The 17,020-nt window shown below is 64.6% G+C and carries 21 protein-coding genes; 18 read left to right on the top strand and 3 right to left on the bottom strand.

The window, feature by feature from the left end; all coding sequences use genetic code 11:
* The first annotated feature begins 60 nt into the window (after nt 1-60).
* The 18 genes from rplE (at nt 61) to K1X74_02785 (ending at nt 12,593) form a co-directional block, all read left to right on the top strand.
* A complete protein-coding gene (rplE, locus tag K1X74_02870; GenBank protein ID MBX7165272.1) occupies nt 61-687 on the top strand; it encodes a 50S ribosomal protein L5 in 627 nt (208 codons plus the stop codon).
* Between the two features lie 131 nt (nt 688-818).
* Nucleotides 819-1,004: a type Z 30S ribosomal protein S14 gene (locus tag K1X74_02865; protein ID MBX7165271.1), complete on the top strand. Its 186-nt coding sequence runs from the start codon at nt 819-821 to the stop codon at nt 1,002-1,004.
* Nucleotides 1,005-1,055: 51 nt separating this feature from the next.
* Nucleotides 1,056-1,451, top strand: coding sequence for a 30S ribosomal protein S8 (rpsH, locus tag K1X74_02860; GenBank protein ID MBX7165270.1), 396 nt, complete (start codon nt 1,056-1,058; stop codon nt 1,449-1,451).
* A gap of 90 nt (nt 1,452-1,541) precedes the next feature.
* A complete protein-coding gene (rplF, locus tag K1X74_02855) occupies nt 1,542-2,087 on the top strand; it encodes a 50S ribosomal protein L6 (GenBank protein MBX7165269.1) in 546 nt (181 codons plus the stop codon).
* Between the two features lie 155 nt (nt 2,088-2,242).
* A complete protein-coding gene (rplR, locus tag K1X74_02850) occupies nt 2,243-2,608 on the top strand; it encodes a 50S ribosomal protein L18 (GenBank protein ID MBX7165268.1) in 366 nt (121 codons plus the stop codon).
* A complete protein-coding gene (rpsE, locus tag K1X74_02845; GenBank protein ID MBX7165267.1) occupies nt 2,577-3,119 on the top strand; it encodes a 30S ribosomal protein S5 in 543 nt (180 codons plus the stop codon). The genes rplR and rpsE overlap by 32 nt, the downstream gene beginning before the upstream one ends.
* The gene (rplO, locus tag K1X74_02840) at nt 3,116-3,622 is read left to right on the top strand and encodes a 50S ribosomal protein L15 (GenBank protein MBX7165266.1); all 507 of its coding nucleotides are present in this window, start codon (nt 3,116-3,118) and stop codon (nt 3,620-3,622) included. Before rpsE ends, rplO begins: the two co-directional genes overlap by 4 nt.
* Nucleotides 3,623-3,838: 216 nt before the next feature.
* Nucleotides 3,839-5,197, top strand: coding sequence for a preprotein translocase subunit SecY (secY, locus tag K1X74_02835; protein ID MBX7165265.1), 1,359 nt, complete (start codon nt 3,839-3,841; stop codon nt 5,195-5,197).
* Between the two features lie 78 nt (nt 5,198-5,275).
* The gene (locus tag K1X74_02830; protein MBX7165264.1) at nt 5,276-5,878 is read left to right on the top strand and encodes an adenylate kinase; all 603 of its coding nucleotides are present in this window, start codon (nt 5,276-5,278) and stop codon (nt 5,876-5,878) included.
* A 30-nt stretch (nt 5,879-5,908) separates the two neighbouring features.
* On the top strand, nt 5,909-6,700 hold the full coding sequence (gene map, locus K1X74_02825; GenBank protein MBX7165263.1) for a type I methionyl aminopeptidase: 792 nt from the start codon (nt 5,909-5,911) through the stop codon (nt 6,698-6,700).
* Nucleotides 6,701-6,915: 215 nt separating this feature from the next.
* Nucleotides 6,916-7,029 carry a 50S ribosomal protein L36 gene (gene rpmJ, locus K1X74_02820; GenBank protein ID MBX7165262.1) on the top strand — a complete coding sequence of 38 codons (114 nt, stop codon included), beginning with the start codon at nt 6,916-6,918 and terminating at the stop codon, nt 7,027-7,029.
* A gap of 310 nt (nt 7,030-7,339) precedes the next feature.
* The gene (rpsM, locus tag K1X74_02815; protein MBX7165261.1) at nt 7,340-7,723 is read left to right on the top strand and encodes a 30S ribosomal protein S13; all 384 of its coding nucleotides are present in this window, start codon (nt 7,340-7,342) and stop codon (nt 7,721-7,723) included.
* 125 nt (nt 7,724-7,848) lie between these two features.
* On the top strand, nt 7,849-8,229 hold the full coding sequence (gene rpsK, locus K1X74_02810) for a 30S ribosomal protein S11 (protein ID MBX7165260.1): 381 nt from the start codon (nt 7,849-7,851) through the stop codon (nt 8,227-8,229).
* Between the two features lie 88 nt (nt 8,230-8,317).
* Entirely contained in the window at nt 8,318-8,944 is a 627-nt protein-coding gene (rpsD, locus tag K1X74_02805) for a 30S ribosomal protein S4 (protein MBX7165259.1), read from the top strand.
* Nucleotides 8,945-9,052: 108 nt separating this feature from the next.
* Nucleotides 9,053-10,045 carry a DNA-directed RNA polymerase subunit alpha gene (locus tag K1X74_02800; GenBank protein MBX7165258.1) on the top strand — a complete coding sequence of 331 codons (993 nt, stop codon included), beginning with the start codon at nt 9,053-9,055 and terminating at the stop codon, nt 10,043-10,045.
* Between the two features lie 71 nt (nt 10,046-10,116).
* The gene (locus K1X74_02795) at nt 10,117-10,695 is read left to right on the top strand and encodes a 50S ribosomal protein L17 (protein ID MBX7165257.1); all 579 of its coding nucleotides are present in this window, start codon (nt 10,117-10,119) and stop codon (nt 10,693-10,695) included.
* Between the two features lie 92 nt (nt 10,696-10,787).
* The gene (locus tag K1X74_02790; protein MBX7165256.1) at nt 10,788-11,441 is read left to right on the top strand and encodes a hypothetical protein; all 654 of its coding nucleotides are present in this window, start codon (nt 10,788-10,790) and stop codon (nt 11,439-11,441) included.
* 171 nt (nt 11,442-11,612) lie between these two features.
* Entirely contained in the window at nt 11,613-12,593 is a 981-nt protein-coding gene (locus tag K1X74_02785; protein MBX7165255.1) for a hypothetical protein, read from the top strand.
* A 31-nt stretch (nt 12,594-12,624) separates the two neighbouring features.
* Here K1X74_02785 and K1X74_02780 read toward each other — a convergent pair whose 3' ends face one another.
* The 3 genes from K1X74_02780 to K1X74_02770 form a co-directional block, all read right to left on the bottom strand.
* A complete protein-coding gene (locus K1X74_02780) occupies nt 12,625-13,518 on the bottom strand; it encodes a TIM barrel protein (protein MBX7165254.1) in 894 nt (297 codons plus the stop codon).
* Between the two features lie 73 nt (nt 13,519-13,591).
* A complete protein-coding gene (locus K1X74_02775) occupies nt 13,592-15,598 on the bottom strand; it encodes a S1 RNA-binding domain-containing protein (protein MBX7165253.1) in 2,007 nt (668 codons plus the stop codon).
* 415 nt (nt 15,599-16,013) lie between these two features.
* Nucleotides 16,014-16,901, bottom strand: coding sequence for a serine/threonine protein kinase (locus tag K1X74_02770; GenBank protein MBX7165252.1), 888 nt, complete (start codon nt 16,899-16,901; stop codon nt 16,014-16,016).
* Nucleotides 16,902-17,020 lie beyond the last annotated feature (119 nt).

The following is a 17,020-nucleotide window of genomic DNA, read 5'->3' as shown; positions in this document are numbered from 1 at the left end:
GACTTTTTCCAGCAGTCAACCCCGTCGCGATTCGTCCGGCACCGTCCGGACGCCCAGGCCATGAGCAAGAAAAAAGAAGCCCCCGCCAAAGGCGGAAAAGACGAAGCCGAAAAGCCCTCCGGCCCGCCGCCGACGCCGCGCCTGTTGGAGCGGTATCGCAAGGAGTTGCTGCCCAAGATGGCCGAGCAGCTCCAGCGCACCAACCGCCACGCGCTGCCCAAGCTGCAGAAGATCGTGATCAACATGGGTGTCGGTTCGGCCGTCACCGAGAAGAAGCACCTCGACGAGGCCGTCGGGGCAATGACGCAGATCTCGGGCCAGAAGCCGCTGGTGACCAAGTCGCGCGATTCAATCTCGAACTTCAAGCTCCGCGAAGACATGCCGATCGGCTGCAAGGTGACGCTCCGCGGCGCGCGGATGTACGAGTTCCTCGACCGATTGATCTCGCTCGCGCTGCCGCGGGTGCGCGACTTCCGCGGCGTCAGCGCCGACGCCTTCGACGGCCACGGCAACTACAGCATGGGCCTGTCCGAGCAGCTCGTGTTTCCCGAACTGAATCCCGACAAATACACGCGCACGCAAGGCATGAACATCACCATGGTGATCGGCAACAGCACCGACGACGAATCACGCGAGCTGTTGCGGGGCCTGGGGATTCCGTTCAAGACCGAGGACAGCAACAACTAGGAACCCGCAGAGCGCCGCAGCAGCAAACCGTTCGCCGCCAGCGCTTTGAAACCCTGCTTTGAAACACTGACGACTCGTTCAACCCCCGCGCCGCCGCGCGGCACCCCGACCCCACCCGTACAGGAATTGGCATGGCCAGCAAGTCGAAGATCGCCAAAGCGAAAGAGAAGCCCAAGTTCTCGTCCCGGAAGGTGCGCCGCTGCCTGCTGTGCGGTCGTCCGCGGGCCGTGTACCGCAAGTTTGGCATCTGCCGGATTTGTTTCCGCAAGATGGCCGACCAGGGCGTGATTCCGGGCGTGAAGAAGTCGAGCTGGTAAATCGAAAACTGCTGGCAGCAGAGTCCGACTGGCAAGAAGGCACGACACGAGATGATGACCGATCCGATCGCCGACATGTTGACCCGTATCCGCAACGCCGTGCGGATCGAGTTGCCGTACGTCGAGATGCCCCTGTCGAAGGTGAAAAAGGGCGTCGCCGACGTGCTCAAACGCGAAGGCTACATCTGGGACTTCGAAGAGATCGACTCGAAGCCGGCCAGCCAGTTGCGGATCACGCTCAAGTACGGTCCCAACGGGGAACGCGTGATCCGGCACATTCGCCGCATCAGCACTCCGGGCCGCCGCGTGTACCACGGGGCGAAGCAGCTCCGGCCGGTGCTCAACGGCCTGGGCATTTCGATCATCAGCAGCAGCAGTGGTGTGATCAGCGATCGCGAAGCCCGGCGTCAAGGCGTCGGCGGCGAAGTCCTCTGCGAACTGTGGTAGGCCCCCGCGAGTTCCAACTAACCCGATCCCCCGGCACCCACACGCTCGCCCCCCGGTAAACATCTCCCGCTTGGAAGGCGCGACAGACCCATGTCCCGTATCGGTAAACAACCCATCGCGATTCCCAGCAACGTGAAGCTGGCGATCGAGGGCCGCGTGGTCTCGGTCGAGGGTCCCGGCGGCCAGCTCCAGTTCGAGCATCGCCCCGAAATCACCGTGACCTACGACGAGGCCAAGCGTCTGCTCACGGTCGTGCGGTCGTCCGACGATCGGTTGCCCCGCGCTTTGCACGGCATGACGCGCGCGATGTTGCAAAACATGGTCGTCGGCGTGACCAAGGGCTACGAGAAGAAGCTCGAGATCGTCGGCGTCGGCTACCTGGCCGCAGTGCAAGGAAACATCTTGCAGTTGCGCGTCGGCTTCGCCCACGAGGTCCATCGGCCGATTCCCGCGGCACTGAAAGTCACTTGCCCCGACCAGACGCACATCGTCATCAAGGGCGCCGACAAGCAGCTCGTCGGCCAGTTCGCCGCCGAGGTCCGCGCCGTCCGCAAGCCCGAGCCCTACAAAGGCAAGGGCATCCGCTACGACGGCGAAGTGGTCCGGCGCAAGGCGGGCAAGGCCGTCACGAAATGACCGTCACGAAATTAACCGTCCCCTGGCCTGCGTGATCGTCGATCCGATCCGCGGCGGTGTGGCCCAGCGAGTTCCGAACAAACTTCCAATCGACCGAACTATCGAAGCAGTAACCGGCCTCCGGCCGCCCTGCTTCCCCGTGGGAGAGTGGATTCATGTTGCAAAAATCGATCAATCTCAGCCGGCAGCGGCGGCGGTTTCGCGTGCGGCGGCGCGTGCGCGGCACGGCCGAACGACCGCGACTGACGGTCTTCCGCAGCCACAAGCACATTTATGCCCAGGTGATCAACGACGACGATGGCCAGACCCTGGCCTCGGCCAGCACCGCCGACAAGCAACTGTCCGGCGGGATCAAGTACGGCGGCAACAAGGTCGCCGCCGAGACGATCGGCACGGCGCTGGCCGAACGGGCACTGGCGGCCGGCGTGAAGCAGGTGTGCTTCGATCGGCGCGAGTACAAGTATCATGGCCGCATCGCCGCCTTGGCCGATGCCGCCCGCAAGGCCGGCTTGGAATTCTAATTCTCGGAGTGCAGCAGTCGTGGCGAAAGACAACGAATCGAACCAGGGTGGTCTGATCGACAAGGTCGTGAAGATCAAACGGTGCGCTGCCGTGGTAAAAGGCGGCCGTCGCTTCAGCTTTGCAGCCATGGTCGTCGTGGGCGACGGTCGCGGGCGTGTCGGCTGGGGCTATGGCAAGGCGAACGAAGTGCCGCCGGCGGTGGAAAAGGCCGTCAAGGACGGCAGCCGCAGCATGTCGAGCGTGCCCATGGAAGGCGACACGATCCCGCACACCGTCAAGGGCCAGTTCGGCGCTGCCCAGGTGATCTTGGTGCCGGCCGCGCCGGGTACCGGGGTCATCGCCGGCGCCAGCGTGCGTGCGGTGTGTGAAGCCGCCGGCATTCACAACATTCTCACCAAGAGCTTCGGCTCGACCAATCCCGTCAATCTGGTCAAGGCCACGATGGACGCCTTGTCCAAGCTGCGCAGCAAGCAGGACATCGAGCGGCTGCGAGGAGTCACCCTGTCATGAATCTCCACGACGTCCACCAAGGCATAAAGAAACGGACCAAGCGCCTGCGTATCGGGCGCGGTACCGGCTCGGGGCGCGGCAAGACGGCTGGCCGCGGCCACAAGGGACAGGGTCAGTTGGCCGGCTGGTCGGCCCACCCGGCCTTCGAGGGCGGTCGCTTGCCCCTGGTCCGCCGCATCCCGAAGCGCGGGTTCAACAACCAATGGGCCCGCGTGGTGTTTGCAATCAACGTCGGCCAGCTCGAAAAGCTGTTCGACGCGGGCGCGGAGATCACGCCTGAGTTGCTGCAGGAGCGTCACCTGGCGCCGACGCGGTTCGATTTTCTGAAAATTCTCGGCAACGGAGAGTTGACCAAGAAATTGAAGATTTCGGCCCACAAGTTCAGCGCCTCCGCCCTGGAGAAGATTCAAAAGGCGGGCGCCGAAGCGGTCGTCTTGCCGGGACCGGCCCCGGTGGTGAAGAATCAGACGCGTGCGGCGCGCAAAAGCGGCGCCTCGAGCTGAGTCGGCGCTGTGCCCGGCGGCAGCAAGGGGCTCGCTGCAGCGGTGTGGCGATCGAACAGGTTGAACCAACGAGACTGAACCAGCGTCTCGCGGGGCGTCGCGCCCCGTGATGTGGACCGCAAACACCCGGTCACGGATGACACCGCGGTCGTTCGGCCGCGGCGAGAAACTTTCGCAGGCCTTTCGCAGGCACTCCTATCGCAGACGGAGCGAACCATGTGGGAAAAACTACGGGTCGTGTTCACGATCCCTGAACTGCGGAACAAGATTGGCCTGACGCTGTTCTTGCTGGCGATCTACCGCCTGGGGTATTGGGTTCCGCTGCCGATCGTCGATCAGAAGGCCCTGGCCAATGCGTTTCAAGGTCAAGGCGGCCTGGGCGACTTTCTCAAGCAGGTTGCCATCTTCAGCGCGAGCCCGTTGAGTCAAAGCACGATCTTCGGCCTCGGGATCATGCCTTACATCTCGGCCTCGATCATCTTCCAGTTGCTCTCGAGCGTTTGGGCGCCGCTCGAACGGCTGCGCAAGGAGGGCGAGTCGGGCCAGAAAAAAATCAACGAGTACACCCGGTATGCCACCGTGGCGATCTGCTTCGGGCAAAGCTGGTTCTACGTATCCTGGCTGGCAACCAGCGGGCTGATCCTGCAGAACTTCCTCAACGCGAACGGCGATCTGGGCTTCGGCTGGCACTTTGTGGCGGTCGTCATCATGACCGCAGGCACCGTGTTCTTGATGTGGCTCGGCGAACAGATCGACGAGCATGGCATCGGCAACGGCATCAGCTTGTTGATCATGGCGGGCATCGTCGCCGACATGCCCTTCGCCGGCTATCAGCTCCTGAGCCCCTTGTTCCAGAACGGCCTGGTCCTGGGCGGCGGTGCCGGAGGGTCGGTCGGCGTCGATCGCCTGTTGGTCCTGATCCTGTTGTTCTTGGGAGTCGTCTGCGGCGTGGTCTTCATGACGCAAGGCGAGCGCCGCATTCCCACGCAGAGCGCCAAGCACGTCCGTGGCCGTCGCGTCTATGGCGGTGGCCGGCAGTACCTGCCGCTGAGAATCAATCAGGCCGGCGTGATGCCGATCGTGTTCGCGAGCAGCCTGCTGATGTTCCCGTGGATTCTGTTCCAGAACCTCAGCACGGCCTTCCCCAAGCAAGTATGGCTGAGCGAATTGGCCCGTACGTTTACCCGCAGTTCGTCGTTCGTCTACAACGTGCTGTACATCGCCCTGATCTTCTTCTTCTGCTACTTCTGGACGGCGATCATTTTCAATCCGAAGGATATGGCCAATACGCTCAAGGACTACGGGAACTTCATCCCGGGCTATCGGCCGGGGAAACGGACGGCCGACTACCTGGAACGCGTGATGGTGCGAATCACCTACGTGGGTGCGGCATTTTTAGCCATCGTGGCCGTAGCCCCGAGCTTGGTGTCCGGAGCCATCGAGATTCCCATGCAAGTGGCCAATTTCTACGGTGGTACGGGCCTGTTGATTGCCGTCAGTGTGGCGTTTGACCTGGTGCGGAAGATTGACAGCCATCTCGTGATGAGGAATTATCGGGGTTTGCTTGAAAGGTAAGCTCCTCGCAGTCTTGACCAGGTCTTGCCGCCACGACGCCGTGTGAGCGTCGAGCAGAGCGCGGCCGGAGAGCGATCGATGCAGATTGTGTTCCTCGGTCCTCCCGGCGCCGGCAAAGGCACGCAATCAGCTCGGCTGATCAAGTACCTGTCGATCCCGCACCTCTCGACCGGCGAGATGTTGCGCAAGGCGATCAGCGAGGGACAGGAGATCGGCGAGTATGTGCGCGGCTTTCTCGAGCACGGCCAGCTCGTACCCGACCCTGTGATCTTGCAGCTGGTCGGCGAGCGGCTCGAGCAGCCCGACTGTTCGGCCGGCTGTCTGTTCGACGGTTTCCCGCGCACGCTCAAGCAGGCCCAGGCCCTCGACGAATTTTTGCAAGAGCGGGGCACACCCCTGCACGTGGTCCTGGAATTGAAGGTCGATCCCGAGGCGCTCGTCGCACGGCTGTTGGGCCGCGGCCGTCCAGATGATCAGCCCGAAATCGTCCTCAAGCGTTTCCGCTCGTACGAAGAACAAACGCGGCCCGTCGCCGATTACTACGAACGGCTGGGTCTGTTAAGATCGATCGACGCGATGGGCACGCCCGATGAGGTGTTCGCCCGGATTCAAAAAGCTGTGGACGAGGCCGCCCAGCAGGCCGCGAAAAACAGCACCCAGGTCCGCAGCAACCGCTCGTAGTACGGAAGGCGCTCAGTCGGCGTGCAAACTCTGCGTTCACCCCGCGAAATCGCTCTGCTCCGCGAAGCCGGCCTGCTCGTCTATCAGGCTCATTGCATCGCGCGGCAATGGGTGCGTCCGGGCGTCACGACCGGCGAGATCGACGCCGCAGTCGAACAGTTCTTCAACGAGCGCGGCGCCGTGCCGCTGTTCAAGGGTGTGCCCGGCAAGGTGCCCTTTCCGGCCGTGACCTGCATCTCGGTCAACGAGGAAGTGGTACACGGCATACCCGGCGCGCGGGTCCTGCAAGAAGGCGACGTCGTCAGCATCGACACCGGTTGCCGGCTCAACGGCTGGTGCGGTGACTCGGCCTATACGCACCCCGTCGGCCAGGTCGAACCCGAGGTCGCCCGGCTGCTGCAGGTGACGCGCGGTACGCTCCATCTGGCGATCGAGCGGATGGCCACGGCCAAGCTCTGGAGCGAAGTGGCCGCCGAGATGGATGCGTATGTCAAACAGGCCGGCTTCGCCACGGTCGAGTGTTTCGTGGGTCATGGCATCGGCCGCGACATGCACGAAGACCCACAGGTGCCCAACTACGCCAGTCCCCAGTTCATCCGCAAGGGCGACTTCCGGCTGGAGCCGGGCCTGGTGATCGCCGTCGAGCCGATGGTCAACATGGGCACCAAGCGGGTCAAGCCGCTGCCGGACCACTGGACCCAATCGACCCAAGACGGCAAGGCCAGTGCCCATTTCGAGCACACGATTGCGCTGACGGCCGATGGTCCGTTCGTGCTCACCGCCGGTCCCAACGGGGAACTCGACTTGCCGCCGCTCGCCTGAGGCGGTGGAGTGGGCGACGAGCGGCTTTTTCGCTAGCATTTACCCAGGCCGCCCAACTTGGGGGACTCCCGAGCGGGTACCCGGCAGATGGGTCCGTAGGGCAGCAAAAAAGTGCCTTGAATCCGCGAATTTCGCCCCTTGCAAGGGTCCGGCAGCGCCCCCTATATTTATGTGCTTTGGCCGAAGTGGAATTCCGCACAGGGTTGTCGGCAGCCATGAAAGTTCGCGCGAGCGTCAAACGGGTTTGTGACCATTGCAAGGTCGTTCGTCGCCGCGGCGTGGTCTACGTGGTGTGCAGCAATCCCCGCCACAAGCAGCGTCAGGGTTGAGCGGTCGTCGCAAGGAAGCCTGCCGAAGCGACCTCCTCACACCGCCCCGCGACCGATTGGGTCCCTCGCAGGGTCTAGCTGACGATTTCGCGCAACCGACGCGCGAGCCCGAAGGGTCGTACAAGCAGCGCACCGTTGTCGCGCCGCGTTGACGAATCGCTTCCGGCGCCGGGGTGGGTGTTCGCGTGCCCGCCGGGCACCCTGTGAGCGAGTGCCACGAAGGCCGAACGGGCGTGCCCCTTGCCGGGCCGCGCACAGCCGCAGTTTCCGCGTCCGCCTGGCCGCGGACGACCAACCGGAGCCGAACGATATGCCGCGCGTTTTGGGTGTCGACATCCCGCCGGATCGCCCCACGGTGATCTCGCTGACTTATCTCTACGGGGTCGGTCCGCGGGTCGCTCGCGATTTGTGCCGCAACGCGGGCGTCGATCCGCACAAGAAGGCTCGTGAGCTGCACGAAGACGAAGTCGCGCGGATCGCGGCGATCCTCGACAAGGACTACACGGTCGAGGGTCAGCTTCGCCGGCAAACGGCGCAGAACATCGCGCGGTTGCGCGATATCGGCTGCTACCGCGGGCTGCGGCATCGCCGCGGGCTGCCGGTTCGCGGCCAGCGCACACGCACCAATGCCCGGACCCGCAAGGGACCGAAGAAGACCGTCGCCGGAAAGAAGGGCGTCAAGGACCTGCGTTAGTCCTTGGCTGCCGCCGAGAGGCCCCTTCCCACACCTTGGGACGCGGCGCCCTGGCAGGCGGCGCCCCCTGAACTCGATTTGCCCGACCGCTCAGCTCAGACCACCCCGCCGGGAGATTCGCACTCGTGTCGAAAGCGAAACGCCGCAAGATCCGCCGCAACGTGACGCAGGGCGTCGCGCACATCAAATCGACGTTCAACAACACGACGGTGACCATCACCGACACGAAGGGCGATGCCCTGTGTTGGGCGAGCGCTGGTACGACCGGCTTCAAGGGTAGCCGCAAGAGTACGCCCTATGCCGGCCAGATGGCCGCGCAGCAAGCCGCGGAAAAGGCCTCGAAGTTCGGCGTCCGCGAGTTGGAAGTCAAAGTCAAGGGCCCCGGCGCCGGCCGTGAGAGCGCCATCACGGCCTTGCAAGCCGCGGGCATGACCATCAAGTCGATCGAAGACGTGACCCCGCTGCCGCACAACGGCTGTCGCCCGCGCAAGAAGCGCCGCGTGTAGTTGAGCACCTGGCACAACACGGCCGCTCTCGAAGCCTGCCCCCTGGAAAACCTGTTGCCCCGCACCTCGAACCGATTGAGCTGACTCGATGGCCCGGACCACTGGACCCGTTTGCCGCCTCTGCCGCCGCGAAGGCATGAAGCTGTTCCTCAAGGCGTCGCGTTGCGATACGCCGAAGTGCGCCGTCGAGCGCCGCGACACGCCCCCGGGCCAGCAGCAGTCGCGCCGCGGCAAGCTGACCGACTATGGCCAGCACTTGCGCGAAAAGCAAAAGGTCAAACACTTCTACGGCGTGCTCGAACGTCAGTTCCGCCGCTACTTCGCCGAGGCCGAGCGTTCGACGGGCAACACCGGCGCGTCGCTGATGAGCCTGCTGGAGCGGCGGCTCGACAACGTCGTCTACCGGCTCGGTTTCGGCCAGAGCCGCGCCCAGGCCCGGCAGATGGTCGCCCACGGCCACATCACCGTGAACGGCCAGAAAGTCAATGTGCCCAGCGCGCTGTGCAAGGCCGGCGACGTGATTCGCGTGAAGAACCGCCTCAAGAGCGTCACCCTGGCCAAGGACAACCTCGAGTCGAACCAGAAGCAGGTGCCCGATTTCCTCACCCTGATCGAGGGACCGGCGGTCGAGGGCATCGTGTCGCGGCTGCCCGGTCCGGATGACGTGTCGATCCCCGTACAGACCCAACTGATCGTCGAGTTATGCTCGCGGTAGCGCGAGTGGGCCCAACTGATCGTCGAGTTGTGCTCGCGATAGCGCGTGCGGTCAACTCGGCGCCCGATGGCTTAAATTCCCGCCGCCCCCTGTCCACGGAGGCCTGAAATGCGAATTCGTTGGCGCGGTCTCGAACTTCCCAGTGTCGTCAACTGCGACCGCAAGTCCCTCACGCCGACCTACGGCAAATTCGTGGCCGAGCCGTTCGAACGCGGCTTCGGCACGACCGTCGGCAACGCGCTGCGTCGCGTGCTGCTCTCGAGCCTCGAGGGCAGCTCGGTCACGCAGATCAAGCTGCACGGCGCCCTGCATGAATTCACCACGCTGCCCGGCGTGGTCGAAGACGTCACCGACATCGTGCTCAACGTCAAGTCGCTGATCATCAAGAACCACACCGAGAGCACCAAGGTCATCACCATCGACAAGTCGACCAAGGGGGTGATCACGGCCGGCGATATCCAGACCGACGATTCGGTCGAAGTGCTCAACAAGGACCTCGTGCTGGCGACGCTGACCGACGATGTGCCGTTCCGGCTGGAGATGGTCGTCGAAAACGGCCGCGGCTATGTGCCGGCCAGCGAGAACACCGCTCGGGACCAGGAGATCGGCATCATCCCGGTCGATGCGATTTACAGCCCCGTGACGCGCGTGCGTTACGAGGTCGAAGAAACTCGCGTCGGTCAAAAGACCAACTTCGACAAGCTGACGCTCGAGATCTGGACCAACGGCACCATCGGTCCCGAGCTGGCCCTGGTTGAGGCCTCGAAGATCCTCCGCAAGCACCTCAACCCGTTCGTCCAATACACCGAATTGGGCGCCCTGGTCACGGCCGAGGCCCGCACGGCGATCGCCTTGGGTCTCGATTCGGCCGTCGAGCACAAGCTCAACATGAGCCTCGCCGAATTGGCGCTCAGCGTCCGGGCCATGAACTGCTTGGAGAGCGAGAACATCAATACCGTGCGCGATCTCGTGCAGCGGACCGAAGACCAGTTGCTGGAAGTCCGCAACTTCGGCGAAACGACGCTGAACGAGGTCCGCGAGAAGCTCAATCAGCTCGGCCTGCGGCTGGGAATGCGAGTTCCCAGCGCGACCGGTGTTTGACGCGACGACCCTGATTCTAAACTACCGCTTAAGCCCTTTTGCCGGACTGTCGCCTGGCGACAGCAACGATCATGAGACACCGTAAACGCGGCCGCGTGTTGGGACGATGCCCGAGCCACCAACGCGCCATGCTGCGCAACCTGGCGAGCGCCTTGTTTCTGACCGAACGGGAAACCTACGAAGGCGACCTGTCGGTACCCAAGGTCAAAGGGCGGATCATCACCACGTTGATCAAGGCCAAGGAAGTGCGGCCGCTCGTCGAGCGCTGCATCACGATTGCCAAAAAGGGCCTCGTGGCGCAGGAAGCAGCCCGTCCTTTTGCCACTCAGGCCGAACGCGGCACCCAGGAATGGAAGGCCTGGCGCAAGAGCGACAAGTGGAAGAAATGGGCTCAGGCGATCGCCCCCGAAGTTCATGCCCGCCGTCGCGCGCTGCAAATGCTGGGCGACAAAGAGGCTGTGCGCGTGCTGTTCGCCGTGGTGGCCCCGCGGTTTACCGACCGTCCGGGCGGCTACACGCGAATCCTCAAGCTCGCCAAGCCGCGGTTGGGCGATGCCGGCCCTCGAGCCATCCTCGAATTCGTCGGCATGAACGATCGCCGGCGACAAAAGGCCCAGGCGCCCGCTTTCGAGACCAGCGCCAGCAGTTGATTGCCGGCGCTGGTATTCGGCTGACCGCTCGCACGGGCAAGCGGTGACCGGCGCCGACGTACGTTTTCGCGAGCGACATCGGAGGTTGCGCGATGGCCCGGCGCCGCACCTTGCGCCCAGACGATGCGCAATCGTTCGCCGCTCAACCTCCCGACGCAATGCCCGGTTTTGATTTCTCGGGCCGCATGAAACGTCTCTGCCGGGCCTTCTGCACGACCTTGCCCGAGCTGTCTCACATCGACATGGATCGCGTCGCGGTCGGATTCTGCCAGGCGCGGCGAGCCGTCACGCACGGCATGCAGGCATCGCTCACTCCGCTGCGCTTCGCCGGGGGCGAGCTGTTCACCCGTCGCGGTACTCGGACGTACACCATCCAGCGGGTGTTCGATACGGCCGGCGTCGAGCAGCTCTATTTGCTGAACTTCTACCTGCCACGGTTTCTGGACCGTCCCTACACGGACAAACTGACCACGGTCGCTCATGAACTCTGGCACATCAGCCCCCGCTTCGACGGCGACATGCGCCGTCACGAAGGCAGGTGCTTTGCCCATAGCCCGTCCAAGCAGGCGTTCGACGACCTCGCGGCAGGGCTCGCCAGGCAATGGCTGGCCACGCAGCCGGACGAAGCGCTACACGGCTTTCTGCGGCAGGACTTCCGCACGCTGACTCGGCAGTTTGGGCTCGTGCACGGGACCCGCTACGCGCGCCCCAAGCTCTTGCCGGCACCCCCGCGGGGCGGTGTTTGAACGTCCCGGCTCGCGTTGACACGCCACGCCCGGTGCGGGTACCGTCCGCCCACAACCCTTCGTCCGTCTGGATGGCGGCTCGCCGCTGGACTGCGCCTGCAGTGCTAGCGGCGCCCTTCTCCGCTCTCCCGAGGGGTGCTCCTGCGTTCCTCATCCGCCGCGGGACTCCGCATGCCCGGGCTCGCGATTTTTCCGGCCGACGTTCGCCGGTCACGCATGCCGTGGCTGGGGGTGTACGTCCTTGCGCTGCTGGCCGGCTGCAGCAAGCTCCCGACACCGTCACCCACCTTGGCGCTCTCGCCGGCGCAGATGTCGCCCGATAGCGTCGTGTTCGACATCTATTTCATTCGCGTGCCGCTCGCCGACCCCGAGGCCGGCGATGCGCTTTGGACCAGCGTCGACGAACAGCGGATCGAGGCCGAGCTGCGCGGACGCTGGCACGCCAATGGGCTGCGCGTCGGCGTGATTTCGGGCAGCGTGCCCGAGGCCCTGACGCGGTGGATGAAACTGAGCGACGCGCCGCAGGGGCGGCGCGATATGCAGCAGCAAATCGACTTGCAGCGCGAGCAGCAGGTGACGCAGCGGCACGCCCAGTTGCGCCGAGGCCAACCGCTGGAGGTCGTGGCCTCGGACGTGCACGAAACGCTGCCGCTGCTTCGCGCCGAACGCGACGGCGTGCACGGCCAGACCTATCGCCAGGCGCAATGTCTGTTTCGCATGCTCTGCGATCCGCGCGAGGACGGCGCCGTCGAAGTCGACTTGCTGCCCCAGTTGCAGCACGGCGAACCCCAGCAGCGCTGGCGCGGCAGCGACGGCGTGTTACGTCTCGATCCCGGCCGGCCCACGCTCGATTTCGACGATCTGAGGCTCAAAGTCGACCTGGTGGCCGGGCAGATGCTCCTCGTGGCCAGCCTGGTCAATCGTCCGGGCAGCTTGGGCCATCACTTCCTGGCGGCCCCGCCCGAGCAGAAGCTGTTGCTGATCCGTCTTTCGCAGGTCCAATCGGTCGACGGCGAGCTGCTGGCGTCCGGCAACCTCACGCCCGACGCCGACGAAACCTCGAGCGCGCCACCCCTGTCGGCGACGGCGATTGTCGAGGAGCCCACGGGCGAATCGGACGACGCACCGGCGGCCGAGCAAGAGGCGCCTTGAGCCATCGCGCCGCCGGTCGAGAAGTCCATGCTCACCAGATGTCGGCCGCGGCCACGGCTTGTGCGGCGGCCAGCTCGGTCGTGGCCGGATTGAGCTCCAGGCCGACGCAATCGCGATAGCCCAACTCGTACGCCTGCTTGAGCACCCGGTTGTAGTGCACCTCGCCGGTGCCGGGCTCATGACGACCGGGATGATCGGCCAGTTGCAGGTAGCCGATCTGGTCCCAACCTTCCTTGAGGTGGCCGCACAGATCGCCCTCGGAGATCTGCATGTGGTAGAGATCCCAATTGATTTTGACGTGCGTCGAGCCCACCTCGCGGCAAATCCGCACCGGCGCGGCGCTGCCGTACAGGCAATGTCCCTTGTGATCGACGCGAATATTCATCGGCTCCAGAATCAGCATCACATCCTGCTCCTCGGCGATCGGCGCGACGAGCTTCAGGGCCTTGATGATTTCCTGGTGCATCTCTTCCTGTGAAATGCCCTTGCGATCGTTACCGCCGACGACGGTCATCTTCTTGCAATTGAGCTTCTTGGCCACCTCGCACGACGCCTTGATCTCGTCGACGAATTTCGCGTGATTCTTCGGATCGTTCATGCCGGGTACAAAGCCCCAGGCGGTGAACTGGGCGATTTCGAGGTTCAATTCCTTGGCCAAGCCGGCAATCTGGTCGATGTCCTTACCGCGCCAGGGCCAGAATTCGACCGCCGGAAAACCCAACGCCGCGGCTTCCTTGAGCCGCTCGGCGAACGGCAGCTTCTTGAACCACATCTCGACATTCACGGCGAACCGCGTGTGTGGCGTCTGGCCGAGTTTCGAGTTGTCGGTGCTCTCGTCGGCGGCATGGGCCGTGGCCTGGTGACGGCTGACGACTGCGGCCGAGGCCACGGCGGCAGTACCCAAGAACGTGCGGCGGGGAATCATGGGAGGAACTCGCGGATGGCTCGTGAGGATGCGTGCTGCCTGCCTCGCGCACACCGTGCGGCGGGGCGGAAAGCTACCAGCGTAGTCCAAAGGCCTCGCCCCCGGTCGACTTGCCCACGCCGCCCTTCAGCGGCTTCTTCGACACTGGCCGTTTGTGGTCGGGCAGGGGCTCCGGCTCGGCTTCTTCGCGGCGCGGCCGTGCCGACTCGGGTCGGGGGGTCAAGGCGCGAATCGAAAGCGAGATTCGCTGGTTTTCAGGATCGACCGACAACACCTGGCACTCGACCGTCTGGCCCTCTTGGACCACGTCACTGACCCGAAAGACGCGATGATGGGCCAGCTCGGAAATGTGGACCAGCCCTTCGACGCCGGGCTCCAACTGCACAAACGCGCCGAACTCGGCGATGCGCGAAACGGTGCCGGTCACTTTGCTTTGCGGCACATATTTCGACGACGCCGTGGTCCAGGGGTTCTCGATCAAGTCCTTGAGGCTCAGGCTGATCTTGCCCGTTTCGGCCGATACCTTGGTGATGCGGACGCGAACTTGCTGGCCCACTTGCAGCACGACGCTGGGATGCGTGACGCGCTGCCAGCTCAACTGGCTGACGTGTGCCAGGCCATCGACGCCGCCCAGGTCGATAAACGCGCCGAAGTCCATGATGCTGCGGACGACCCCGTCGCGGACCTGTCCCGGCTGGATCTCGGCGCGCAGCTTTTCGCGGGCCGATTGCTTCTCGTGCTCGAGCACGGCACGGCGGCTAACGATCAGCCTGCGCCGTGCCGGGTTGACTTCGGTCACCAGCACGGCGAATTTTTCGCCTACCATCGTCGAGAGATCCTCGACGCGGTAGAGCGAAGCATGGCTGGCGGGCATGAACGCGCGGATGCTGCCCACCTCGCACTCGAGCCCACCCTTGTTGTGACCCACGACGCGGGCCTCGACGGTCATCCCCTCGCTCAAATGCGACCAGTCGGCAACGCCGCTGATGGCAGCGTCCGTCTTGTTGAGCTGGTAGAGGCCTTCGTCAGCGTCGAAGCGATTCACGACGACGTTGACGACGTCGCCCACCGCCGGCGGCTCGACAAACTGTTTGAGCTGCAAGAGGCCCTGGTGCTGCGTGCCCAAGTCGACGAACACATTGTCCTGATGGATCGCCACGATCCGCCCTTCGAGCCGGGTCTCGGGCGCGAGCATGCCGCCGGCGTCGCGCGGCGGCGCCGCCGACATCATCTGGTCGAGCGCTACGCCCTGCAGTTCGGCCTGCAGCTCTTCCTCGATCTCAGCGGCATCTTGCCGCGTCGGTTTCGGAGCAGTGAATTGCGGCTTCTCGAAGCTGGGTGCTGCCGGACCGCGCTCGCGACGCGGCTTGCGGCCGCCCTCGTGCGACCGGCCAGGACCCGCAGGACCACCGGTGTCGCCCGGACGCTCGCCCAGGGCTGCATCGCCGGTTGTTTGACTCTCGGTGCCCTCGACGTGCGCCGCGGCGCCGCCGGGTAGTGTATGACCGACAGGTGGGCGATCGGCCGACCGGCCCGGTGGGCCTCCGCCTGGGCGTCCGCCGTGGCGCGGACCATCGTGGCGCTGGCCGTCTGGGCGCTTTCCATCCGGACGCTGTCCACGCTGCTTTTCGCCGCCTTGCGGCGGGCCGCCGATCCGGTGACGCGGTGCCTGCGGCGCGGGCTGCGTGGCATCGCGCTGCGAACCGATCTTGATCCGGCGGGCGCCGGTCGAAGAGTCGCCTGCTTCGGGCAGACTCCCCAGCTCTGGCAGGTTGCTTGTCGCATGGCTGGCAACGGCCGTTGCGGCCGGCTCGACCACGGCACTGATCGTCGCGAGGCCCGCCGCGGCTTCTGCAGGCACCTCGGTAGCGGCGCCGTGTGGCGCGTCGACGCCGCCATGCGGCGCAGCAATCGCGCTGGCCGTAGGTTCGTTGAGCACAGGAGCCTGCGGAGGTGCGGCCACGGCTTCGTGCGTGGCCGCGTGCTCGTCCGCGTGAATCATCTGGCTCGTGGCGGTCATTTCCCGGGGCGCTTCCGCCGTGGGCGGCACCTGGGGCGACTCGGAAGCGTCGCCGTTCATAGCTCAACTACCTCGCGGAACAAAGACCACCAAACCACGGCGGCGCTGCCTCGCGCAGCACCTGATTCGAGTCGTGAAATGGTGCGGGATCAGAATGAAATCCATGACCGAGGCCATGGCCCGTGTCGGCCCCGGAAGCCATCTGCGCCGGAACCCATCCAGCGCAGAAGTGCAGTCCGGGTAGTGTACCAGCGGCATGCAATGGTCAATAGCCTGCCGACGGTGGGAATACTTCGGTCGAATCGATCCCCAACATCCAAGGCCCCCGCCCGGCACGCGGCGATCGGCGGCGGTGGTTTCCCGTTTCCAACGCGCGACTGCTGAACGGCCGCCGATTCCGGGCCGGTGGGTTGCCCCGGCGAATCGTGTGCCGATTCAGCACGCCTGGGGTCCGGACTGCGCGGCCCCGCTCGAATTACACCTTGGCGGTGTCTTCGTGGGGCACTTTCTTGATCGCCTTGAGGAATTGCTCGATCGAGGGGCAGCGCTTCGCTGGGTTCTGCTCGACACAGCTCATGATGGCCGCTGCCAGCACGGGATCGATCCGCGGCCGATAGCTGCGCACGTCCTTAGGAGGTTGATTGGCATGCGTCATCGCGATTTGACCCGTGGCTCCCCGTTCCCAGGGCAGCTCGAAGGTGAGAATCTCGTACGCGGTTACCCCGAAGGAGAAGACGTCCAGACGCTGATCGGTCTTCAGCCGCTTAACCAGCTCGGGCGCCATGTAGTTGGGCGTACCCGTCCGATTGCCGGGTTGCATGAAGGGCGCCGTGGCCGGGACCGTCAGCCCGAAATCGATCAGCTTGACCGTGCTGCACGTCTTGTCCGTGCACATCAAATTGCGGGGACAGATGTCGCGATGGATATAGCCGGCCGCATGGACGGCGGCGATGGCCTCGGCCGATTGGCGGATCATTTGCAATCGCCGCCCATCAAGCAGCCGATCGCGCCCGATCAGCAGCGAATTGAGACCGGGCCCGTCGAGAAACTCCATCACCAGGTACTGCTGCCCCCTGGTCGTCAGCCCATGTTCGTAGGTCTTGACGATGTGGGGATGGTCGAACGTCACCGCGATCGCGCCTTCGCTCGGCTTGGTTAGCCCTTTGAAGCGGGACTCGAAGGCGACGGTTTTTTCCACGTCGAGCAGTTTGAGCGCGACGATCTTGCCGGTCGAGCGCTCGCGGGCCATGTACGTTTCCGACATCGTGCCGGAAATCGCCTCGCGCAGCAGCTCGAACCGCTTGGCAACGTCGAGCCTGCTCCCGAGCAGCGACTTCAGTTTGAAGTTGCCGAATAAGCCCATGGCGCCTGTTCCGGTTGAGGCCCGGGTCCAGCGTACGCGGTACCGCGTACGTGCCGGGCGGCCCAGGTCTACTCTAGGCGCGGTGCGCCGGGCCGACAAGCAACGCCCGGCCCCGGCCT

Source organism: Pirellulales bacterium (assembly GCA_019694435.1).
Classification (GTDB): Bacteria; Planctomycetota; Planctomycetia; order Pirellulales; family JAEUIK01; genus JAIBBZ01.
This window is presented reverse-complemented; position numbering and strand designations above follow the sequence as displayed.

Excerpts from the sequence above, each read along its gene's own strand:
- rpsE (MBX7165267.1), top strand. The coding sequence starts at position 2,577 with ATGCCGCCCGCAAGGCCGGCTTGGAATTCTAATTCTCGGAGTGCAGCA.
- rplF (MBX7165269.1), top strand. The coding sequence starts at position 1,542 with ATGTCCCGTATCGGTAAACAACCCATCGCGATTCCCAGCAACGTGAAG.
- K1X74_02865 (MBX7165271.1), top strand. The coding sequence starts at position 819 with ATGGCCAGCAAGTCGAAGATCGCCAAAGCGAAAGAGAAGCCCAAGTTC.
- rplR (MBX7165268.1), top strand. The coding sequence starts at position 2,243 with ATGTTGCAAAAATCGATCAATCTCAGCCGGCAGCGGCGGCGGTTTCGC.
- rpmJ (MBX7165262.1), top strand. The coding sequence starts at position 6,916 with ATGAAAGTTCGCGCGAGCGTCAAACGGGTTTGTGACCATTGCAAGGTC.
- K1X74_02775 (MBX7165253.1), bottom strand. The coding sequence starts at position 15,598 with ATGAACGGCGACGCTTCCGAGTCGCCCCAGGTGCCGCCCACGGCGGAA.
- K1X74_02780 (MBX7165254.1), bottom strand. The coding sequence starts at position 13,518 with ATGATTCCCCGCCGCACGTTCTTGGGTACTGCCGCCGTGGCCTCGGCC.
- rpsM (MBX7165261.1), top strand. The coding sequence starts at position 7,340 with ATGCCGCGCGTTTTGGGTGTCGACATCCCGCCGGATCGCCCCACGGTG.
- K1X74_02800 (MBX7165258.1), top strand. The coding sequence starts at position 9,053 with ATGCGAATTCGTTGGCGCGGTCTCGAACTTCCCAGTGTCGTCAACTGC.
- K1X74_02795 (MBX7165257.1), top strand. The coding sequence starts at position 10,117 with ATGAGACACCGTAAACGCGGCCGCGTGTTGGGACGATGCCCGAGCCAC.
- K1X74_02770 (MBX7165252.1), bottom strand. The coding sequence starts at position 16,901 with ATGGGCTTATTCGGCAACTTCAAACTGAAGTCGCTGCTCGGGAGCAGG.
- rplE (MBX7165272.1), top strand. The coding sequence starts at position 61 with ATGAGCAAGAAAAAAGAAGCCCCCGCCAAAGGCGGAAAAGACGAAGCC.
- rplO (MBX7165266.1), top strand. The coding sequence starts at position 3,116 with ATGAATCTCCACGACGTCCACCAAGGCATAAAGAAACGGACCAAGCGC.
- K1X74_02785 (MBX7165255.1), top strand. The coding sequence starts at position 11,613 with ATGCCCGGGCTCGCGATTTTTCCGGCCGACGTTCGCCGGTCACGCATG.
- rpsD (MBX7165259.1), top strand. The coding sequence starts at position 8,318 with ATGGCCCGGACCACTGGACCCGTTTGCCGCCTCTGCCGCCGCGAAGGC.
- K1X74_02790 (MBX7165256.1), top strand. The coding sequence starts at position 10,788 with ATGGCCCGGCGCCGCACCTTGCGCCCAGACGATGCGCAATCGTTCGCC.
- secY (MBX7165265.1), top strand. The coding sequence starts at position 3,839 with ATGTGGGAAAAACTACGGGTCGTGTTCACGATCCCTGAACTGCGGAAC.
- K1X74_02830 (MBX7165264.1), top strand. The coding sequence starts at position 5,276 with ATGCAGATTGTGTTCCTCGGTCCTCCCGGCGCCGGCAAAGGCACGCAA.
- rpsH (MBX7165270.1), top strand. The coding sequence starts at position 1,056 with ATGATGACCGATCCGATCGCCGACATGTTGACCCGTATCCGCAACGCC.